Origin of the sequence: Bradyrhizobium cytisi, from assembly GCF_008123515.1 — a bacterium.
Taxonomy (GTDB): domain Bacteria; phylum Pseudomonadota; class Alphaproteobacteria; order Rhizobiales; family Xanthobacteraceae; genus Bradyrhizobium; species Bradyrhizobium cytisi.
The window spans coordinates 64,506-83,957 of record NZ_VSSR01000051.1 but is presented as its reverse complement, the minus strand read 5'-3'; the positions used below and the strand labels follow the sequence as shown (position 1 = coordinate 83,957).

Sequence of the window (19,452 nt, the reverse complement as noted above, 5' to 3'; positions counted from 1 at the left end):
TATGCTCACACCGGCCGTTCCCCCTTCACCGTCACGCGTGTCCCTGAGCGCGTATGCGGCCAGTAGTCCCACATGGCGCGGTGCTGGGTGCAGCGGTTGTCCCAGAACGCGATGGCGTTCTCGGTCCAGCGGAAGCGGCACTGGAACAGCGGGTTTTCGGCGTGCTGGTAGAGATAGGCGAGCATCGCGTCGCTCTCGTCGCGCGGGACGCCGTTGATGTGGCGGGTGAAGCCGCGGTTGACATAGAGCGCCTTCTTGCCCGTGACCGGATGCGTGCGCACCACCGGGTGCTCGGCGTTCGGATAGGACGGGCGATCGGCGACGCCGTAATTGGCATAGAGCCCGCGATAGATCGGCTCGCCGTCATGCAGCGCGGTCAGGCCGTCGAGATAGGCCTTCATGCGATCCGACAGCGCCTCATAGGCCGCGTACATGCTGGCGAACAGCGTGTCGCCGCCGCGCGGCGGACACTGCTTGATGTAAAGGATCGAGCCCATCGGCGGCTCGAGATCGCAGGACACATCGGAGTGCCAGCCCTCGCCGTTGGCGCGCGGCGAGTTCGCATCCGCATAGATCTTCATCAGCGCCGGGTCTTCGTCCTCATGCGGCGCGGCCGGGTGAAAATGTAGCTCGCCGAACTTGCGGCCGAAGGCGAGATGCTGCTGCGGCGTGATGTGCTGGTCGCGGAAGAAGATGACCAGGTTTTCGGCGAGCGCGCGGTGGATCTCGTCGATCTGCCGGTTGGAACGAGCATCGTCGGAGACGAGCTTGCCGATATCGACGCCGGAGATCTCCGCGCCGATGATGGGGGTGAGCTTTTCGACCGCGATGGTCTCGTAAGGTGCGCCGTCATCAGCCGTGTGGCGGTAGCGCGGGCCCTGCTTGCCGGCGAGTGAGCTCATGGCGTTGTCTCCCGATCGTCTTGATTGGGAGCATGGTAGCTCTTGGCGACAGAAGCGCAATCTGCGCCACAGATTCAACTCGTCGTCCCGGACAAGCGTAAGCGCAGATCCGGGACGACGGCGGAGTGTGGAGCGCTAGCGGAGCTGAATCACTCCGCCGCGGTCACCGGGGCCTTGGCGCCATGGCCGTAACGCTGGTCGATGTAGTCGATCACCAGCGCCTTGAAGTCGGCGGAGATCGTGGGCCCGCGCAGCGTGCGGAACTTCTTGCCGTCGACGAAGACCGGCGCGGCCGGCGCTTCGCCGGTGCCCGGCAGGGAGATACCGATATTGGCGTGCTTGGACTCGCCGGGGCCGTTGACGATGCAGCCCATCACCGCGACGTTGAGCTCCTCGACGCCGGGATATTTCGTCTTCCAGCCCGGCATCTCATCGCGGATGAAATCCTGGATCGAGCGCGCCAGCTCCTGGAACGTGGTCGAGGTGGTGCGGCCGCAGCCGGGGCAGGCCGCAACCAGCGGCACGAAGGTGCGGAAGCCCATGGTCTGCAGGAGCTCCTGGCCGACCTGCACCTCGCGGGTGCGGTCGCCGCCGGGCTCCGGCGTCAGCGAGATGCGGATGGTATCGCCGATGCCCTGCTGCAGCAGGATGCCGAGCGCGGCCGAGGACGCCACGATGCCCTTGGTGCCCATGCCGGCCTCGGTCAGGCCGAGATGGATGGCGTAGTCGGAACGGCTGGCGAGATCCTGATAGACCGCGATGAGATCCTGCACCGCCGAGACCTTTGCGGAGAGGATGATGCGATCCTTGGGCATGCCGAGCTCTTCGGCGCGCGCGGCCGAGAGCAGCGCCGACTGCACCATCGCCTCGCGCGTCACCGCGCGCACGTCGCGCGGATTGGCGGACGCGGCGTTCTCGTCCATCAGCTTGGTCAGCAGCTCCTGGTCGAGCGAGCCCCAATTGGCGCCGATGCGCACCGGCTTGCTGTTCTTGTTCGCGATCTCGATGATATCGGCGAACTGGGTGTCGCGCTTGTCCTTGAAGCCGACATTGCCGGGATTGATGCGGTACTTGGCGAGCGCCTCGGCGCAGGCCGGATAGGCCGCGAGCAGCTTGTGGCCGATATAGTGGAAGTCGCCGATCAAGGGCGTGGTGATGCCGCGCTTGAGAAGGCCGTCGCGGATATGCGGAACGGCTGCGGCAGCCTCCTCGCGGTCCACGGTGATGCGGACCATTTCGGAGCCGGCGCGCGCGAGCGCAGCGACCTGGGCAATGGTGCCGTCGATGTCGGCGGTGTCGGTGTTGGTCATCGACTGCACGACGATCGGCGCACCGCCGCCGACGGCGACATCGCCGACCTTGACCTGGGTGGTGCGATGGCGCGACGCAGGGCCCGCGACGTCGGAATCGATGGTGTTTTCGAGCTTGTTCATGAGGTCCAAATATCAGGTTTTGGTGACGTTCAGCAATGCATCACGCGGCGCCACAGCCTCTCGGCTCGGACGGTTAACCAGAAAAAGCCCAGCAATTACAAGGAGGGCAGCAGCCCCGAAAGCCAGACTCAGGTGATCGTGCATGATGAAATAGCTACCCGCCACGCCAAACAAAGGGGTGATGAACGTAAAGGCCGACAATTTGCTGGCCGAATAGGCCTTCACCAGCGCGAACCAAAGCGTGAACGTGGTTCCCACCACCCAGATCGCCTGGAAAGCCATCAAGGCGAACGACAGCGGCGACGGGGTGTGGGTGATGGACTCGCCGGACAGCAAGGCAGCCGCGCCCAGGATCGGGATCGAGGTCGCGACCTGATAGCCGAGCGCCTTCTCCGGCGCGGCGAAGCGCAGCCGGGTGCCCTTGGCGACCAGCGTGGTCGCGGCCCAGAGCGAGGCACCGGCGACAATCATGAGGTCCCCGAGCAGAATGTGTGAATCGACATTGGCCTGCGGCACGCCGATCGCGAGCGCCACCCCAGCAAAGCTGATCGCCAACCCCAGCCATTGCGTGCTGCCGAGACGCTCGCCGAGCACCTGGTAGGAGCCGAGCGCAACAAAGAACGGTGCGGTGTAGAGGAACACGACCGCGCGGGAGGCCGAGGTCAAGCGCAGGCCCTGGAAGATCAGCACGAACTCGATGCCGAACATCAGCCCGGCGATCAGGCCAGGCTTCCACGTGCCGTCACGCTCGAAGAATTTGACGCCGCGCAGGCTGCCGATGATGAACAGCACCGGCAGCGCACCGATCGAGCGGATCATCGCCTGCAGCATCGGCGGAATGTCCGGCAGCACCAGCTTCACCGCGATCTGGTTGAAGGCCCAGGTCAGACACAGCATGAGCATGAGGGCGATGGCGCCGGCACTGAGGGGGCGCGCGGCGGACGGGTTGGATTGAGGTGAGGACATGTCTTCCTGGAATCCGGCTTTGCGCCGTTGTTGCTTCAAGACGTTTTCTGACAATGGGTGCAGACGCCCGTGATCTCGACCACGGACAGCTTGGGCGCGAAGCCTGACGCGCGCGCCGCGGCGTTGAGCTCCCTGGCAAATGACCCTGACGGGATCTCGCCGACGAGACCGCAGCGCTCGCAGATCAGGAACGCGACCGCCGAGGTCGCGTCATGGTCGTGGGCGGCGCAGGCGAGATAGGCGTTGCGGCTCTCGATCCGGTGCACGAGGCCGTTCGCCATCAAAAATTCGAGAGCACGGTAGACCGTGATCGGCGCCGGTCGTGCCATCGATTTGGCGAGCTCGTCGATCACCTCATAGGCCCCGAGCGGGCGATGGCTGGAAAGCAGCGCGCCCAGCACCTGACGGCGTATCGGCGTGAATTTCTGCGCCCGCTGCTCGCAAACGGCTTCCGCATGCGCCAGCGCGTCCGCGGTGCAGCGGCCGTGATCGTGGTCGGGCGTCGGAAAGGCCGGTTTTGCGAGGGTCATTCGGCCCGCCTTCTAGCATTTCGGCCGCGGAACCCAAAGCACGACCGACGCCGCGGCGGCCAGCCATGCTTTTATTGCGGGACAGCATCGCTTTCCTCCGCCATGAAATAATCATAAGCTTGCTTATTATATTCAAGCTTATTGGAGACCAAGCTCATGACCCGCGGGTCTGTCGACCAGAACTTCCTGTTCACGCTCGGCGAGCTCTACCGCCTCTTGCGCGTCTATGCCGACAAGGAGGCCTCGCGCTTCGGCATCACCCGCGCGCAATGGGCCGTGCTGGCCAAGGTCGAGCGCAGCGAGGGCATGAAGCAGTCGGAACTCGCCGAACTCCTGGAGATGCAGCCGATCACGCTGACGCGGCTGATCGACAAGCTCTGCGACAGCGACTGGATCGAGCGCCGCAACGACGCCTCGGACCGCCGCGTCAAGCGCCTCTATCTGAAGAAGGCCGGCCGCACCCTGCTCGGCAAGATGAGCGGCCTGAAATCGGAACTCACGGCGAACGCGCTCGACGGCATCAGCCCCGCGGACGCTCACCGTCTCCTCACCCAACTCGAAACCATCAAGGAAAACGTGCGTACCGCGATCCAGACGTCCGGAGCGGAACAAGCGCGTAAGGAGCAGCGCTATGGCTGATCAGGTTCTCAAATTCCAGCCCGAGCAGAAGATCGACAGCGGTAAGCCGACCAAGAAGGCCGGCACCAACCCGCGCCGTCGCCTGGTCGCAGGCCTCCGCCACTATCGCCGCTTCCTGCTGATGGTGGTGCTGCCGATCGTGGCTGTTATCGCCGGCCTGACCTTCTATCTCAATGGCGGCCGCTATGTCGGCACCGATGATGCCTATGTCGGCGCGCAGAAGGTGCTGGTGACGCCCGACATTTCCGGCAAGATCGAGAAGGTCGTCGTGAAAGAGGGCCAACTCGTCAAGCAGGGTGACGAGCTATTCGAGATCGATCCGGTGCCGTTCCGCCTCGCGGTGGACGAGGCCAGGGCGCAGGTCATGCAGGCGCAGTCGACCTATGACAACCTCCGCGCCAACATCAAGATCTACGGCGATATGCTCAACCTCGCGCAGCAGGGCGTCGACCTGAAGCAGCGCGACGTCGAGCGCAAGCAGGCGCTGGTCAAGAACAGCTTTGGCTCGCAGCTCGACCTCGACAACGCCTCGAACGCGCTGGTCACGTCGGGCTCGATCGCGCAATACGTCAAGCAGCAGATATCGACCGCCAAGACCCAACTGCTCGGCGACGCCGATTTGCCGCTGGAGAAATTCCCGCCTTACGCGCAGGCCAAATCCAAGCTCGACAATGCCGAGCGCAATCTCGACCACGCCGTGGTGCGGGCGCCGATGGGCGGCGTGGCGACGCAGGTCGAGCAGATCCAGCTCGGCCGTTACGTCTCCGCCGGCATGGCGGTGTTCTCCATCATCGACGTCGCCCATCCCTGGGTCGACGCCAATCCGAAGGAGAGCGACCTCACCCACGTCACCGAAGGCCAGCCGGTCACCCTCGAGGTCGACGCGTTCCCGAACCACGTCTTCAAGGGCAAGATCGGCTCGCTCTCGCCCGGCACCGGCGCGCAATTCGCGATCCTGCCGCCGCAGAACGCCACCGGCAACTTCGTCAAGGTGGTGCAGCGCGTGCCGGTCCGGATCTATTTCGACGAGAGCGACAACTACGTGAAGAAGCTGAAGGCCGGCATGAGCGTCTATGCCACCATCGACACCGGCCACCAGCGCTCGCTCGCCGGCCTGCTCGGCCTGTCGGCGACCGCGAGCCAAGATAAAGACAAGGATTGACCCTATGGCGGAGTCCAATCCCGCCCTGATGGTCCCCGGCCTGCGCCGGAACATGGTGACGATCTGCGCCATGACCGCGACCATCATGCAGGCGCTGGACACCACGATCGCCAACGTCGCCCTGCCCTACATGCAGGGCACGCTGTCGGCGTCCCAGGACCAAATCAACTGGGTGCTGACCTCCTACATCGTCGCCGCCGCGATCATGACGGCGCCGGTCGGCTGGATCTCCAACCGCTTCGGCCGCAAGCGCATCTTCATCATCTGCGCCGCCGGCTTCACCTTCGCCTCCGTGCTGTGCGGCCTCGCGCAGGACATCAACCAGATGGTGCTGTTCCGCCTGCTGCAAGGCGTGTTCGGCGCAGCCCTGGTGCCGCTGTCGCAGTCGGTGATGCTCGACTATTACACGCTCCAGGAACGCGCCAAGGCGATGTCGATCTGGGGCATGGGCGTGATGATGGGGCCGATCATGGGCCCCTCGCTCGGCGCCTGGCTGACCGAGACCTATTCCTGGCACTGGGTGTTCTTCGTCAACCTGCCGTTCGGCGCGATCACCGTGCTCGGGCTCGCCGTTTTCATGGACGAGACCGAGAAGAACCTCAGCCTCAAATTCGACTGGTTCGGCTTCGGCGCGCTGGCGATCGGGATCGGCGCACTCCAGCTCGCGCTCGATCGCGGCGAGCAGCTCGACTGGTTCGAATCGGTCGAGATCGTGGCCGAATTCGTGATCTCAGGGATCGCCTTCTACTACTTCTTCGCCCACTCGTTCACGACCTCGCGGCCGTTCATCCAGTTCGCACTGTTTCGGGATCGCAACTTCCTCACCGGATGCATCTTCATGACGGTGATGGGGCTCGTGCTTTACTCGACCATGGCGCTGGCCTCGCCCTACCTGCAAAACGTCATCGGCTATCCCATCATCACCGCCGGCGGACTCCTCGCGAGCCGCGGCTTCGGCACCTTCTTCGCGATGATGATGGTCGGCCGCATCATGCGCTACATCGAGGCGCGCACGCTGATTATCTCCGGCCTGACGCTGACCGCGGCCTCGCTGTTCCAGATGACCGGCTGGACCGACCAGACCCAGGTGCCGGAGATCGTCATCGTCAGCGTGATCCAGGGTTTTGGCTTTGGCCTCGTCTTCGTGCCGCTTTCGACGGTCGCGTTCCTGACACTGCCAAACAGCTTGCGCACCGACGGCACCTCGATGCTGACCCTCTTGCGCAACGTCGCAAGCTCGGTCGGCATCTCCATCGTGATCGCCCAGCTGACCCAGGGCACGCGCAAGACCTATGCGATCCTGTCCGAGCACATCAACCCGTTCAACCACGCGCTCCAGATGCCCGACGTGAGCGGCATGATCAATCTCTCCACCGACTCCGGCCGCGCCATGGCCGACCGGATCGTCGGCCTCCAGGCGCAGATCATCGCCTTTGCGCGCGACTATCAGCTCGTGATGTTCTTCATCCTCTGCACCATCCCGCTCGCATTCATGATCGGCTCGAGCAAGGCCGCGCTGCGCAAGCAGACGTCGGGACCGGAACATGCGGTGATGGAGTAGCAACAGGTGTCATGCCCCGGCTTGACCGGGGCATCCAGTACGCCGCGGCTTCTCCGTATCCCACCAACGTCTCTGGAATACTGGGTCGCCCGGTCAAGCCGGGCGACGACAGCGAATCAGTAGCGCGAGCCTCTACAACAACTCCTCGCACCCCAGATCCTCGACCGCCATCATCACCCGCTCCAGATTGTTCCACCAGATCACCGGCGGGATGTTGATGGCCCATTGCCAGACCGGCTTGGTGATGTGCCAGAGCACCGACAGGCGGTAGTCACGATCGAGCGCGCCGCGCGTGTATCCCGTGATGCCGCTTGTGAGCAACGTCTCATGATACAGATTGAGCAGTGAGCGTTCGAGCCCCTGCCGGCGTTCCGGATACCAATGAACCGCCATCATGTAAGCGAGGTCGTTGGTCGGTACGTTGATCCCCCACAGGTCGAAATCGAAGATGCGCACGGTATCGGCAACGCCAGTGCGCGGCAGGAAAAAATTCCAGGTGTGGGCATCGCCATGGGTGATGCTGAGATGACGGCGTGAATGGTAGCGCTCGGATAGCCGGGCCGACTGGTCGATCAGGCGGCGATAGAGAATACGCCGTTCTTCACTAAGGCGATCGCCAAGCAGATCGGCGAAACGGTCGTAATGGCCGGCAAAAGTCTCGATGTGGTGTGCGCTGTCTTCAGTGCTCGCCCAGCTGCCGACGGTGTCACCAAGGCTCGGATGGTCCCACCAGGCCGCATGCCAACGCGCGAGCGTGGAAACGATCGCGAATGTTTGCTCACGCGACGGCGGCAACGGCCATTGGGTTGCGATCTCATGGCTATCGGCGAGATCTTCGAGCAGGAGATGCCAGGTCTGGCCCTCCTCGTCGAAACGTCTGTCGAAACAGCGCGGCACCAACCCCGGCGGCGTGTTCGGTGCCAGCATCGTATAGAAGGCCACCTCGTGCCGACCGCCATCGGCGAGCGTCTTGGCAAAATCGGCATGCGACGTCTTGAGGATCAGTGATTGCGGTGCACCGGCTGATTCGCCGACATAGCGCAGGCCGAGCCGGGCGATGTGCGACACGACGGTGTCGCGCTCATGCAGCACCTTCACCTCGCGCACGGCGCCGGCGTCCAGCGCGCCGGCCTTGCGCAGTGCAGCCGTCAGGTAGCTGGGCTCAGCGACCGCCGGCAGTTGCGTGGATGTCATGAAGCGCCCCCCGGTGCATGCAGCCATACTGCATGATCACTCGGGGAAGCGCCAGCCGCATCGGCCGCCTGACGCGGCGGCCCGGCCTCAGACGTCGAAGAACACCGTCTCGTTGTCGCCCTGCAGGCGCAGGTCGAGGCGATAGACCGGCTTGCCGGCCTCACGCACCGCGATCAGCGTGGCGCGGCGGTCGGCCGGTACCAATCCCAGCACGGGATCGGCGGCGTTGCCTGCCTCGTCGCTGAAATAGATGCGGGTATAGAGATGCCGCAGCATGCCGCGCGCGAACACCGCCAGAACGATGTGCGGCGCCTGCGGCTTGCCGTCGGGATCGGGCACGACGCCCGGCTTGATGGTGTCGAAGGAGTAATTGCCGTCCTTGTCAGTACCGCAGCGGGCGAAGCCGCGGAAGCTGGCGTTCGGCAATGCGCGCTTGTCCTGCGGATCGGCAAAGCGGCCCTGTGCATCGGCCTGCCAGATCTCCAGCATGGCGTCCGGCACGACGACGCCGTCGCCGTCAAACACCCGGCCCTCGATGCGGACACGGTCACCGGTGACATCGGGCGTCAGCGTCGAATTGGTGAACGCGTCGTTCCAGGCGTAGTCGCCGGTCGGCGTCAGGCCGTATTTGAAGAACGGGCCGACCGTTTGCGATGGCGTGATCCCATTGGGCTTCGCAGAATCCTGCACTTTAGTGGTTCTCCATGGGGGTGGCATCGTTGCCGCGCAGCACGATGTCGAAGCGATAGCACAGCGCCCATTCCGGCTTGGTATTCTCCAGGTCGAACGAGGAGACCATGCGCATCCGCGCCTTCTCGTCCGGCACCGAGTTGAAGATCGGATCGAACGGGAACAGCGGGTCACCCGGGAAATACATCTGCGTCACCAGGCGGGTGACGAAGGAATGGCCGAACACCGACAGATGGATATGGGCGGGACGCCAGGCGTTGTGGTGATTGCCCCAGGGATAGGCGCCCGGCTTGATGCTCACGAAGCGGTAATAGCCGGCGGCATCGCTCACGGTGCGGCCCGCGCCGGTGAAGTTGGGATCGAGCGGCGCCGGATGCTGATCGCGGACATGGACGTAGCGGCCGCAGGCATTGGCCTGCCAGATCTCAACCAGCGAGTTCGGGACGCCGCGACCGTCCTCGTCGCGGACATGGCCGTGCACGATGATGCGCTCGCCGAGCGGCTCGCCCTTGTGCTGGGTGGTGAGGTCGTTGTCGCCGTCGCGCACGGTTTCGTGGCCGTAGACCGGACCTGTCAGTTCCGACAGCGTGTGGCGCATCGGGATCAAGGGCTTGCTCGGCGCGCGCTTGATCGAGCTCTTGTATTCGGGCGACAGCGGCAGCGGATGCGCCTTGTTGCTGTCGACGGGATAGATGAATGTCATGGGCGAACTCCTCCCCGGCCATTTTAGTTCAGCCGGTCAACGCTTATGCCAATCATTATAGAATATAACTAATCTAGGGAAGCGGGTTTAGCGGCCTTCCTTGCCCGCTTATTTGATCGGCGGCCGCGGCAGCACGGCCTCTCCGACCTCCAGCCGGTAAGTGTGGTCGAGCGAATACCAGGGCATCGCGACATTGCTTGCGGCCGGATGCAGCGTCTCGTGGCGCACGAACTTGCCGATCAGTGCTTGTGTCACGCCGAACTGCACGTCGCTGTCGATATGGGGGTCGTTGGGATCGTAGACCTGCGAGATCAGCACCTTGAATCCCGGCTTGAAGATCAGCGCGTGCAGATGCGCGGGGCGATAGGGGTGGCGGCTTTGCGCCTTCAGCAGGCGGCCGACGACACCGTCGGTCGGGATGGGATAGCCGACCATCATCACCGAGCGAAAGGCAAAGCGCCCGTCGACATCGGTCGTGAACTTGCCGCGCAGATTCATGTCGGCCTGCTCGGGATCCTGGTTCTCATAGAGCCCGACCGGCGAGGCGTGCCAGACATCGACCTCGGCGCCGGCGACGGGGCGGCCCTCCTTGTCGACGACACGGCTGTTGACGAACAACGGCGCACCAGGCGTTTCGGAGCGGACGATCGATCCGCCATTCTCCACCCGCGGCGAGTTCAGCCGCCAGAAAGGTCCGAGCAGCGACTGGTCAGTTTCGGTGTTGCCCTGATCGCCGTTGTTGAGCAGGCAGACCAGCGGCGAGACGCCGAGCGAGCCAGCCATCAGCACGACTTCGTTATGCGTGTCGGTGGTCAGCTTGCCGAGTTCGGCGATCACAGCGGTGGCGTCGCGGAATTCCTTCTCGGTCAGGCGAACGTCACGGACGAAGCCGTGCAGGTGCTTGACCAGCGAGACCATGATCTGCCGCATCCGCGGATCGGAGGTCCGTTCCATCACCGCCAGTGCGGCGGCCGTGACGTCCTGCTCGCGCTCGATGATCATGGCATGATCCTTTCACCTTGCGTCATGGCCGGGCTTGTCCCGGCCATCCACGACCTTCTTCCCGCGCACCAAGAACGTGGATGCCCGGGACAAGCCCGGGCATGACGAGTCTGTGGCCCCGGCCCCGGGATGACGTCAGTTCAGCTTCTCGATCGCAACGGCAACACCCTGGCCGACGCCGACGCACATGGTGGCCAGCGCAAGCTTGCCGCCGCGCTTCTCCATGCCGTGGACGGCGGTGAGCGCGAGGCGAGCGCCGCTCATGCCCAGCGGATGGCCGAGCGCGATGGCGCCGCCATGCGGATTGACGAAATCGGCATCGTCGGCGACGCCGAGCTGGCGCATGCAGGCGATGCCCTGCGAGGCGAAAGCTTCGTTGAGCTCGATCAGGTCGAAGTCGGTGATCTTCTTGCCCAGACGCTCCATCAGCTTGCGGGTCGCGGGCACGGGGCCGATGCCCATGATGCGCGGCGGCACGCCGGCCGAGGCGAGGCCGAGAATGCGGGCGCGCGGCGTGAGGCCATGCTTCTTCACGGCAGCTTCCGAGGCCAGGATCAGTGCGGCCGCGCCGTCGTTGACGCCCGACGCATTGCCGGCCGTCACCGTGCCGGGATTGCGCACGATCGGCTTCAGCTTGGCGAGACCTTCCAGCGTGGTCTCGGGACGCGGATGCTCGTCCTTGTCGACGGTAACAGGCCCGGCCTTGCCGCCGGGAATGGTGATCGGGATGATCTCTTCGGCGAAATAGCCGGCTGCGATCGCCTGACCGGCGCGCTGCTGCGAGCGGATGGCGAAGGCATCCTGGTCGGCGCGCGAGACCTGGAATTCCTCGGCGACGTTCTCGCCGGTCTCCGGCATCGCATCGACGCCATACTGCGCCTTGAGCAGCGGATTGATGAAGCGCCAGCCGATCGTGGTGTCGAATATCTCGGCGGAGCGCGAGAAGGCTTCCTGCGCCTTGCCCATCACGAACGGCGCGCGGGTCATGGATTCCACGCCGCCGGCGATCGCAAGCTCGATCTCGCCGGAGCGGATGGCGCGGCCCGCCGCACCGACAGCATCGAGGCCGGAGGCGCAAAGCCGGTTCAGGGTCTGGCCGGGAACCGAGTCCGGGAGTCCCGCGAGCAGCAGCGCCATGCGCGCGACGTTGCGGTTGTCCTCGCCGGCCTGGTTGGCGCAGCCGAAGAAGACTTCGTCGACCTGCGCCCAATCGAGATTGGGGTGCTTGGCCATCAGCGCCTTGATCGGGGCCGCCGCGAGGTCGTCGGCGCGCACCTTGGCAAGCGCGCCGCCGAAACGGCCGATCGGGGTCCGCACGGCATCGCAGATAAAGACGTCACGCATCGTTGTTCTCCCTGAATGCCGCGGTTCGGCCAGAATTCTTCAATGACGGCGGAGTTTTAGGAGGGCGCCCGCGGCAGGTCAATTGACGGTTTCGCGTGCGATTTGCAGGGGCCTGCCACCCGCCACGCATGCCGCAGTGCGGACAACGTGGAAAACCTCACCTGTCCGGCCAAACCGGTAGGATGCTCGGGTGAAATTTTGTAGGTTGCACCGCTCATGACGATGCAACAGCCCATCCCCGCGCCAGAACCTGAATTCACGCCCGCGCCGCAGGCGGACGCCGCCGCGCGCGTCACGCCGATGATGGAACAGTACCTGGAGATCAAGGCGGCGCATCAGGGCCTGCTGCTGTTCTACCGGATGGGCGATTTCTACGAGCTGTTCTTCGAGGACGCCGAGATCGCCTCGAAGACGCTCGGCATCGTGCTGACCAAGCGTGGCAAGCATCAGGGCAACGACATCCCGATGTGCGGCGTGCCAGTCGAGCGCTCCGAGGATTATCTGCATCGCCTGATCAACGCCGGCCACCGGGTTGCCGTGTGCGAGCAGACCGAGGATCCCGCCGCTGCGAAAGCGCGCGGCAACAAGAGCGTCGTGCGCCGCGGCGTTGTCCGGCTGGTCACGCCGGGCACGCTGACCGAGGACACGCTGCTCGATGCGCGCGCCAACAGCTATCTGCTCGCGATAGCGCGAGCACGCTCGTCGGCCGGCGGCGACCGCTTTGGCCTCGCCTGGATCGATATCTCGACCGCCGAATTCACTGTCACGGAATGCTCCAGCGGGGAGCTCGCCGCGACGCTGGCGCGCATCAACCCGAACGAGGCCATCGTCACCGACGCGCTCTATAGCGACAACGAGCTCGGACAAACCTTGCGCGAGCTGCCGGCGCTAACGCCGGTGACCCGCGACGTCTTCGATGGCGCCACCGCCGAAAAGCGCCTCTGCGACTACTTTGCCGTCGCGACCATGGACGGGCTGGCGCAACTGACGCGGCTGGAGGCCACGGCTGCTGCCGCCGCCGTCACCTATGTCGATCGCACCCAGGTCGGCAAGCACCCGCCGCTGTCGCCGCCCGCACGCGAAGCCTCGGGCGCGACCATGGCGATCGATCCGGCGACGCGCGCCAATCTCGAACTGACGCGGACGCTCGCGGGCGAACGCCGCGGCTCGCTGCTCGATGCGATCGACTGCACGGTGACCTCGGCCGGCTCGCGCCTGCTGGCGCAGCGGCTCGCAGCACCCTTGACCGATGCGCCGGCGATCGCGCGGCGGCTCGATGCTGTCAGCGCCTTCGTCGCGGATTCGGCCACGCGCGAGGACATCCGCAGCATCTTGCGCGGCGCGCCCGACATGTCGCGCGCGCTCGCCCGTCTCTCGGTCGGCCGCGGCGGGCCGCGCGATCTCGCAGGTCTGCGCGACGGAATCATCGCCGCCGACCAGGTTCTGGCGCGGCTTTCCGAGCTCGACCAGCCGCCGCAGGAGATCGCCGCCGTGATGGCGGCGCTGAGGCGTCCCTCGCGCGAGCTCGCGGCCGAATTTGCCCGTGCGCTCGACGAGCAGCTGCCGCTGATCAAGCGCGATGGCGGCTTCGTTCGTGCCGGTTACGAGCCGGCCCTTGATGAAGCGAGAAACCTGCGCGACGCCTCCCGCCTCGTGGTCGCCGCGATGCAGGCCCGCTACGCCGACAACACTGGCGTCAAGGGCCTCAAGATCCGCCACAACAACGTGCTCGGCTATTTCGTCGAGGTCACCGCGCAGCACGGCGACAAGCTGATGTCGGCGCCGCTGAACGCGACCTTCATCCATCGCCAGACGCTGGCGGGCCAGGTGCGCTTCACGACGTCCGAGCTTGGCGAGATCGAAGCCAAGATCGCCAATGCCGGTGACCGCGCGCTCGGGCTCGAGCTCGAAATCTTCGAGCGGCTCTGCGCGAGGGCGATCGAGATCAGCGACGATCTGCGCGCTGCGGCGCAAGGCTTTGCGCTGCTCGACGTTGCGACGTCGCTCGCCAAGCTCGCGGTCGATGAAAACTATGTGCGGCCCGAGGTCGATGGCTCGCTCGGCTTCGCGATCGAGGCCGGCCGCCATCCCGTGGTCGAGCAGGCCTTGAAGCGCAATGGCGAGCCGTTCATCGCCAATGCCTGCGACCTCTCGCCTGGCCCAGCGCAAAAATCCGGCCAGCTCTGGTTGCTCACCGGTCCGAACATGGCGGGTAAATCGACCTTCCTGCGCCAGAACGCATTGATTGCGCTGCTGGCGCAGATCGGCAGCTTCGTGCCGGCCGCACGCGCGCGGATCGGCATCATCGACCGGCTGTTCTCGCGCGTCGGCGCCGCCGACGATCTCGCGCGGGGCCGCTCCACCTTCATGGTGGAGATGGTCGAGACGGCTGCGATCCTCAACCAGGCCGGCGAGCGCGCTCTGGTGATCCTCGACGAGATCGGCCGCGGCACCGCCACCTTCGACGGCCTCTCCATTGCCTGGGCCGCGATCGAGCATCTGCACGAAAGCAACCGCTGCCGCACGCTGTTCGCGACGCACTATCACGAGCTGACCGCACTCTCGGCCAAGCTGCCGCGCATGTTCAACGCGACGGTGCGGGTGAAGGAGTGGCAGGGCAACGTCGTGTTCCTGCATGAGGTGCTGCCGGGCTCGGCCGATCGCTCCTACGGCATCCAGGTGGCAAAGCTCGCAGGCCTGCCGCCGGCCGTGATCACGCGCGCGAAATCGGTGCTGGCGAAGTTAGAGGCGCAAGACCGCGGCCAAACGGCTCGCGCCCTCGCCGACGATCTGCCGCTGTTCGCGGTTCCCTCACGCGCTGCCGCGGAAGCCGCGCCGCCGACCGAGGCCGAGCTATTGATGGACGCGGTCAAGGCGCTGCACCCCGACGAGATGTCCCCGCGCGAGGCGCTGGACGCGCTGTATGCGCTGAAGGCCAAGCTGCCGAAGCAATGAAAGGTCTCGTAGGGTGGGCAAAGCGCAGCGTGCCCACCATGCAGCGACGAATTCGTGGAGGGATGGTGGGCACGGCGCGCAAAAAAAGCGCGCCTTTGCCCACCCTACGAAACCACCGCCAGCGGCTTCCGTCGCCCGTTCCACCACAATGTTAAATTCCACACGATGCAGGTGGCGAGCCCCAAGCTGAGGCCCATCGCCGAGCCGAAATTGGCGGCACCGACATGCAGCACCGCAATCGCCATGCCGAACCCGAGCAGACCCCAGGCGGAGTTGGCGAGCACGGCGGCGGTCGGCGGACCGCCAATGCGCGGATGCAGGATCACCATCATGCTGGTGAAGACGATCGGATAGAGCGCGATGACGCCGGAGACGCGCGGGCCGACCCAGCCCGAGGTCGAGACCACGATCGCGACCAGCGTCGCCACCAACAAGGCGCGGAACGGAATGTCGTACCAGCGGCGCGTCACCAGCGGCATCTTCACGTGGCGGTACCGTGCAAGCAGCGGAATGCAGATGCCGAAGGCCACCAGGTTGACGGCGAGCCCGGCCGCGAGCGTCCAGTAGAACAGGCGAATGATCGAGGCGAGACCGATCCACACTGCGACCGCACACCCGACACTCACGGCAAAGCTGTGCCGTTGGGCCAGCACGACATAGGTCAACCCCAGGAAGATCGTCGCGGCGTTGACGGGAAGGCTCGACAACGCGCCCTGCGCGATGAAGGCGGCGTCGTGGTCGATCGCGAGGAAGACGTAGGACGGGCCCGCCGAGATCGGCAGCGTCGCCACCAGCGCACCAATCACCGGGCCGGAGCGCTCGGTGATGATCGATGCCGACACCACAAAGGCGGCCGCGACCGCCATGCGCAGGAGAAGAAAGAGGATGTAAGACAGTTCGCCAGGCATTTTTTTCTTCTTGCCCTCCCCGCAATAGGGAAGGTGGCAGCTATATCCGCTGCATCGACACCGAAACCTTCGGGCCGTTCTTGATGGTCTGATAGACCACGCAATAGCGCTCGGTGAGCTTGAGCAGGAGATCGAGCTTGTCCTGCGGCGCATCGGTATCGACCTCGAACCGCAGACGGATCTCGGCGAAGCCGACCGGGGCCTCCTTGTCGACGCCGAGCGTGCCGCGAAAATCGAGATCGCCCTCCGAGTAGACGTGACCGGTCTTGAGCGGCACCTCGATCGCGGTTGCGACCGATTTCAGCGTGACGCCGGCGCAGGCCACAAGCGCTTCCAGCAGCATGTCGCCGGAGCAGAGCTCGAGGCCGGAGCCGCCGGTTGCCGGATGCAGGCCTGCCATCGCGATGGCGCGGCCGGTTTCGACCTTGCAGGCGATGCCTTCGCTGTCGATCGAGCCCTTGGCCTTCAGCGTGATCATCGCAGTCTTGGGATCGGTCTTGTAGCGTTCCTTGATCGGGGCCTGCATCTGGCGCAGTTCTGCGGCGTCCATCTTGTTCTCTCCCGGAAAATTACCTCTCGATGTACCGGCTCAGAGAGAAAATGTCACCACCACATAGCCTGACCGGGACCCTGGGTTGCGTCACGGTCGGGCACGTTGCGGTCGAGCGAACGGTCGAGTGACGTCAGCACACTCCGCTTGAAATTCTCGAACAGCGGCGCATTGCGGTCGCGCGGCCGGGTCAGATTGATCTCGATCTGGTCGAACAGCCGGCCCGGCCGCGGTCGCATCACCAGGACGCGGTCGGCCAGCGCCACGGCCTCGTCGACGTCATGTGTGACGAGGATCAAGGTCGGGCGCGTGTCGGCCCAGAGGTCGAGCAGATGATCCTGCAGGTCGCGGCGGGTGAAGGCGTCGAGCGCGGAGAACGGCTCGTCGAGCAGGAGCACCTCGGGCTGCGGCACCAGCGCCCGCGCAATCGCGACGCGCTGCGCCTGCCCGCCGGAGAGCTCGCGCGGCCAGGCCTGCGCCTTGTCGGCGAGGCCGACGCGGGCGAGCGCGCGCGCCACCTTCTCGCGCCGCTCAGCGGCAGACAGATCAGCGAGCCCAAAGCCGATATTGTCGGCGACGCTGAGCCAGGGCAGCAGCCGCGGCTCCTGGAAGATGATGCCGATCTTGGCGTGTGGCGCGGCGATCGCTTCGCTGTCGAGCGTCACCCTGCCGGAGCTGGCGCGGTCGAGGCCGGCGACGGCGCGGAGCAATGTTGATTTGCCGCAGCCGGAGCCGCCGATGATGGCGACGATCTCGCCCTGGCTGACCTCGGCCGAGAAACGCGCCAGCGCCTGCACGCCGTTGGGATAGGTCTTGCTGACCCGGTCGAGCACCAGCATCGCTTAAGTTCCCTTGGTACGCCCGAAGGCGTCCTGCCAGCGCAGGAAGGGGGCGGCCGCAACCTCGATCAACCAGTCGGTGAGCTTGCCGAGGATGGCGAAGATCACGATCGCGGCGAGGATCTGCGCGGGCTTACCGAGCTGCTGGCCGTCGAGCAGGAGGTAGCCGAGGCCTTCGGACGCGCCGATCAACTCGGCCGCCACCACGAACATCCAGCCCAGACCAAGGCCAACACGCAAAGACACCACGTAGGCCGGCAGCACCGCCGGCAGCAGGATGCGGCGGATCATGGCAAACCCGGAGAGGCGGAAGGTGCGACCGACCTCGACGATCTTGCGATCGACGATGAGGATCGCGCCCATCACGCCGAGATAGACCGGGAAGAACACGCCGACCGCGATCAGCACGATCTTGGACGTCTCGAAAATGCCGAGCCAGAGGATGAACAACGGCACCCAGGCCAGCGAGGGAATTGCGCGTAGCGCCTGCACGGTCGGATCGAGCAGCCGCCGCGCCAGCGACCAATAGCCGGAGACGGCGCCGAGCAGCGTGCCGGCGATGACGCCGAAGGCGAAGCCGAGGCCGACACGCCACAGCGTCGCGGCGATGTGGCGGATCAGCTCGCCGGAGCGGGCGAGTTCGGCGATGGTGGCGAAGACGCGCGAGGGCGGCGGCACCAGCCGGCCGTTGGACCAGCCGAGCCAGACCACGAGCTCCCAGCCGAGCGCGAGGATCAACGGCAGCAGCAGCCCCAGCATCGGCCGCGCGTAGCGCGACAGCCGCGAGGGCGCCGCGGCGCTCTCGGCCGGTTCCGAGGATTGCTGCAAAACTGGCGCGTCGGAGATCATGGCCGGTAGGAAGCGCGTCTTCTGTGAGATTGCAACACTACTCTTGCCACGCCCTCAGCCCATCGTCCCGGACAAGCGAGCGGAGCGAGCGCAGATCCGGGACGACGGCGGAGTTTGGTACGCCGCGCACCCTCTTCCGCGAAAAACTAATTCGTCGGCAGCGGGACCTGGTCGTCGATCAGGGCATCCAACGTCGCCTTCACATCGACCTTGGCGTCGACGACGCCGGCCTGTTGCAGGGCAAGGCCTGCGGCAAGGATCGACTCGCGCTGGGCTGCGCCGATGCGGCTGTGGGTGAGTTCGGTGCGCTCCTTGAGCTGCTTGTCAACGACGGCGTCGGGAAGCTTTGTGACGGCGATGAACGTCTTCTTCAGCTCGTCGTAATTCGCCAGCGAATACTTCCGCGCCTCCTCGTAGACCGCGAGCACGCGGCGGGCAGCATCCGGATAGTCCTTCAAGAACTGCTCGCGCACATTGAGGATGCCCCAGGTGTTGGCGTCCGCCTTGCGATAGAACAGCTTTGCGCCCTCCTCGACCTCGGCCTGCGCCATCATCGGATCGAGACCGGCCCAGGCATCGACGTCGCCGCGGATCAGCGCGGTCTTGCCGTCGGCGTGCTGCAGCAGCACCGGGGTGATGTCCTTTTCGGTGAGACCCGCGCCGAGCAGCGCGCGCACCAGGAAGATGTGCGGATCGGTGCCGCGCGTCACCGCGACGCGCTTGCCCTTGAGGTCAGCCACGTTAGTGATCTTGGAATCCTTGCCCGTGACCAGCGCGGTCCACTCGGGGCGCGAATAGACATAGATCGATTTGATCGGGTTGCCGTTGATGCGCGCGACCAGAGCTGCCGAACCCGCGGTCGAGCCGAAATCGATCGAGCCGGCATTAAGGAATTCGAGCGCCTTGTTGGAGCCGGCCGACTGCACCCAGGTGATGGTGATGCCGTCCTTGGCGAATTCCTTCTCCAGCAGTCCCTTCTGCTTCAGGACCATCGACACCGGATTGTAGGTCGCCCAGTCGATGCGGATTTCCTTGAGCGGATCCGCCGCCTTTGCCGCGGGGGTCACAGCGAGTGCCACGGCTCCCGCCAACAGAATGCGTCGTGAAATCCGGATCATGCCCAGCTCCTTGAAATTTCATTGTTTTTCAATGAGTTATATCTAGAGGTCAACCAGAAAATCCCACCTTGAAAGCGCAACGGCCGAGAACAGCTTTGCCCAAAGCG

The 19,452-nt window shown here is 65.2% G+C and carries 18 protein-coding genes; 4 read left to right on the top strand and 14 right to left on the bottom strand.

The window, feature by feature from the left end; translation table 11 throughout:
* Nucleotides 1-5: 5 nt before the first annotated feature.
* The 4 genes from FXB38_RS28920 to FXB38_RS28905 all read right to left on the bottom strand — a co-directional run bounded on the left by FXB38_RS28920 (nt 6) and on the right by FXB38_RS28905 (nt 3,831).
* Nucleotides 6-902 (bottom strand): TauD/TfdA dioxygenase family protein, encoded by an 897-nt coding sequence (locus FXB38_RS28920; RefSeq protein ID WP_148754328.1) that lies wholly within the window; start codon nt 900-902, stop codon nt 6-8.
* 149 nt (nt 903-1,051) lie between these two features.
* Complete coding sequence (gene ispG / locus FXB38_RS28915; protein ID WP_148754327.1) at nt 1,052-2,335, bottom strand: flavodoxin-dependent (E)-4-hydroxy-3-methylbut-2-enyl-diphosphate synthase; 1,284 nt, start codon at nt 2,333-2,335, stop codon at nt 1,052-1,054.
* A 12-nt stretch (nt 2,336-2,347) separates the two neighbouring features.
* On the bottom strand, nt 2,348-3,301 hold the full coding sequence (locus FXB38_RS28910) for a DMT family transporter (protein ID WP_148754326.1): 954 nt from the start codon (nt 3,299-3,301) through the stop codon (nt 2,348-2,350).
* A gap of 35 nt (nt 3,302-3,336) precedes the next feature.
* Nucleotides 3,337-3,831, bottom strand: coding sequence for a Fur family transcriptional regulator (locus FXB38_RS28905; RefSeq protein ID WP_148754325.1), 495 nt, complete (start codon nt 3,829-3,831; stop codon nt 3,337-3,339).
* Nucleotides 3,832-3,987: 156 nt separating this feature from the next.
* On the opposite strand from FXB38_RS28905, the gene FXB38_RS28900 reads away from it, so the two are divergent.
* From FXB38_RS28900 to FXB38_RS28890, 3 genes are read left to right on the top strand one after another with little or no spacing between them, the layout of a single operon-like run.
* Nucleotides 3,988-4,470 carry a MarR family winged helix-turn-helix transcriptional regulator gene (locus tag FXB38_RS28900; protein ID WP_148754324.1) on the top strand — a complete coding sequence of 161 codons (483 nt, stop codon included), beginning with the start codon at nt 3,988-3,990 and terminating at the stop codon, nt 4,468-4,470.
* Nucleotides 4,463-5,632, top strand: a complete 1,170-nt coding sequence (locus tag FXB38_RS28895; protein WP_148754323.1) for an HlyD family secretion protein — start codon at nt 4,463-4,465, stop codon at nt 5,630-5,632. Before FXB38_RS28900 ends, FXB38_RS28895 begins: the two co-directional genes overlap by 8 nt.
* Before the next feature lie 4 nt (nt 5,633-5,636).
* Nucleotides 5,637-7,193, top strand: a complete 1,557-nt coding sequence (locus tag FXB38_RS28890) for an MDR family MFS transporter (protein ID WP_148754322.1) — start codon at nt 5,637-5,639, stop codon at nt 7,191-7,193.
* 132 nt (nt 7,194-7,325) lie between these two features.
* Here the strand turns inward: FXB38_RS28890 and FXB38_RS28880 are convergent, their stop codons facing one another.
* From FXB38_RS28880 to pcaF, 5 genes are all read right to left on the bottom strand, one after another.
* Nucleotides 7,326-8,387, bottom strand: coding sequence for a phosphotransferase (locus FXB38_RS28880; protein ID WP_187435208.1), 1,062 nt, complete (start codon nt 8,385-8,387; stop codon nt 7,326-7,328).
* Nucleotides 8,388-8,474: 87 nt separating this feature from the next.
* The gene (pcaG, locus tag FXB38_RS28875) at nt 8,475-9,077 is read right to left on the bottom strand and encodes a protocatechuate 3,4-dioxygenase subunit alpha (protein WP_148754319.1); all 603 of its coding nucleotides are present in this window, start codon (nt 9,075-9,077) and stop codon (nt 8,475-8,477) included.
* A 1-nt stretch (nt 9,078) separates the two neighbouring features.
* Complete coding sequence (pcaH, locus tag FXB38_RS28870; protein WP_148754318.1) at nt 9,079-9,780, bottom strand: protocatechuate 3,4-dioxygenase subunit beta; 702 nt, start codon at nt 9,778-9,780, stop codon at nt 9,079-9,081.
* Between the two features lie 108 nt (nt 9,781-9,888).
* Nucleotides 9,889-10,782, bottom strand: a complete 894-nt coding sequence (locus tag FXB38_RS28865; protein ID WP_148754317.1) for a dioxygenase family protein — start codon at nt 10,780-10,782, stop codon at nt 9,889-9,891.
* Between the two features lie 135 nt (nt 10,783-10,917).
* Nucleotides 10,918-12,126, bottom strand: a complete 1,209-nt coding sequence (pcaF, locus tag FXB38_RS28860; RefSeq protein WP_148754316.1) for a 3-oxoadipyl-CoA thiolase — start codon at nt 12,124-12,126, stop codon at nt 10,918-10,920.
* Nucleotides 12,127-12,342: 216 nt separating this feature from the next.
* Here pcaF and mutS point away from each other — a divergent pair, with 216 nt between their 5' ends.
* Nucleotides 12,343-15,081, top strand: a complete 2,739-nt coding sequence (mutS, locus tag FXB38_RS28855; protein ID WP_148754315.1) for a DNA mismatch repair protein MutS — start codon at nt 12,343-12,345, stop codon at nt 15,079-15,081.
* A 104-nt stretch (nt 15,082-15,185) separates the two neighbouring features.
* Here the strand turns inward: mutS and FXB38_RS28850 are convergent, their stop codons facing one another.
* The 5 genes from FXB38_RS28850 to FXB38_RS28830 form a co-directional block, all read right to left on the bottom strand.
* Nucleotides 15,186-15,989, bottom strand: a complete 804-nt coding sequence (locus FXB38_RS28850; RefSeq protein ID WP_148754314.1) for a hypothetical protein — start codon at nt 15,987-15,989, stop codon at nt 15,186-15,188.
* Between the two features lie 40 nt (nt 15,990-16,029).
* Nucleotides 16,030-16,539 carry an OsmC family protein gene (locus FXB38_RS28845; protein ID WP_148754313.1) on the bottom strand — a complete coding sequence of 170 codons (510 nt, stop codon included), beginning with the start codon at nt 16,537-16,539 and terminating at the stop codon, nt 16,030-16,032.
* A gap of 53 nt (nt 16,540-16,592) precedes the next feature.
* Nucleotides 16,593-17,378 (bottom strand): ABC transporter ATP-binding protein, encoded by a 786-nt coding sequence (locus FXB38_RS28840; RefSeq protein ID WP_148754312.1) that lies wholly within the window; start codon nt 17,376-17,378, stop codon nt 16,593-16,595.
* A 3-nt stretch (nt 17,379-17,381) separates the two neighbouring features.
* Nucleotides 17,382-18,227 (bottom strand): ABC transporter permease, encoded by an 846-nt coding sequence (locus FXB38_RS28835; RefSeq protein WP_148754311.1) that lies wholly within the window; start codon nt 18,225-18,227, stop codon nt 17,382-17,384.
* Between the two features lie 146 nt (nt 18,228-18,373).
* Entirely contained in the window at nt 18,374-19,345 is a 972-nt protein-coding gene (locus tag FXB38_RS28830; RefSeq protein ID WP_148754310.1) for an aliphatic sulfonate ABC transporter substrate-binding protein, read from the bottom strand.
* Nucleotides 19,346-19,452 lie beyond the last annotated feature (107 nt).

What these genes read in the sequence shown, in the direction of transcription:
- FXB38_RS28835 (WP_148754311.1), bottom strand. Translation starts at nt 18,227, where the DNA reads ATGATCTCCGACGCGCCAGTTTTGCAGCAATCCTCGGAACCGGCCGAG.
- FXB38_RS28840 (WP_148754312.1), bottom strand. Translation starts at nt 17,378, where the DNA reads ATGCTGGTGCTCGACCGGGTCAGCAAGACCTATCCCAACGGCGTGCAG.
- pcaH (WP_148754318.1), bottom strand. Translation starts at nt 9,780, where the DNA reads ATGACATTCATCTATCCCGTCGACAGCAACAAGGCGCATCCGCTGCCG.
- FXB38_RS28850 (WP_148754314.1), bottom strand. Translation starts at nt 15,989, where the DNA reads ATGCCTGGCGAACTGTCTTACATCCTCTTTCTTCTCCTGCGCATGGCG.
- FXB38_RS28830 (WP_148754310.1), bottom strand. Translation starts at nt 19,345, where the DNA reads ATGATCCGGATTTCACGACGCATTCTGTTGGCGGGAGCCGTGGCACTC.
- ispG (WP_148754327.1), bottom strand. Translation starts at nt 2,335, where the DNA reads ATGAACAAGCTCGAAAACACCATCGATTCCGACGTCGCGGGCCCTGCG.
- FXB38_RS28865 (WP_148754317.1), bottom strand. Translation starts at nt 10,782, where the DNA reads ATGATCATCGAGCGCGAGCAGGACGTCACGGCCGCCGCACTGGCGGTG.
- FXB38_RS28890 (WP_148754322.1), top strand. Translation starts at nt 5,637, where the DNA reads ATGGCGGAGTCCAATCCCGCCCTGATGGTCCCCGGCCTGCGCCGGAAC.
- FXB38_RS28905 (WP_148754325.1), bottom strand. Translation starts at nt 3,831, where the DNA reads ATGACCCTCGCAAAACCGGCCTTTCCGACGCCCGACCACGATCACGGC.
- FXB38_RS28895 (WP_148754323.1), top strand. Translation starts at nt 4,463, where the DNA reads ATGGCTGATCAGGTTCTCAAATTCCAGCCCGAGCAGAAGATCGACAGC.
- FXB38_RS28900 (WP_148754324.1), top strand. Translation starts at nt 3,988, where the DNA reads ATGACCCGCGGGTCTGTCGACCAGAACTTCCTGTTCACGCTCGGCGAG.
- FXB38_RS28910 (WP_148754326.1), bottom strand. Translation starts at nt 3,301, where the DNA reads ATGTCCTCACCTCAATCCAACCCGTCCGCCGCGCGCCCCCTCAGTGCC.
- FXB38_RS28920 (WP_148754328.1), bottom strand. Translation starts at nt 902, where the DNA reads ATGAGCTCACTCGCCGGCAAGCAGGGCCCGCGCTACCGCCACACGGCT.
- FXB38_RS28845 (WP_148754313.1), bottom strand. Translation starts at nt 16,539, where the DNA reads ATGGACGCCGCAGAACTGCGCCAGATGCAGGCCCCGATCAAGGAACGC.
- pcaF (WP_148754316.1), bottom strand. Translation starts at nt 12,126, where the DNA reads ATGCGTGACGTCTTTATCTGCGATGCCGTGCGGACCCCGATCGGCCGT.
- mutS (WP_148754315.1), top strand. Translation starts at nt 12,343, where the DNA reads ATGACGATGCAACAGCCCATCCCCGCGCCAGAACCTGAATTCACGCCC.
- FXB38_RS28880 (WP_187435208.1), bottom strand. Translation starts at nt 8,387, where the DNA reads ATGACATCCACGCAACTGCCGGCGGTCGCTGAGCCCAGCTACCTGACG.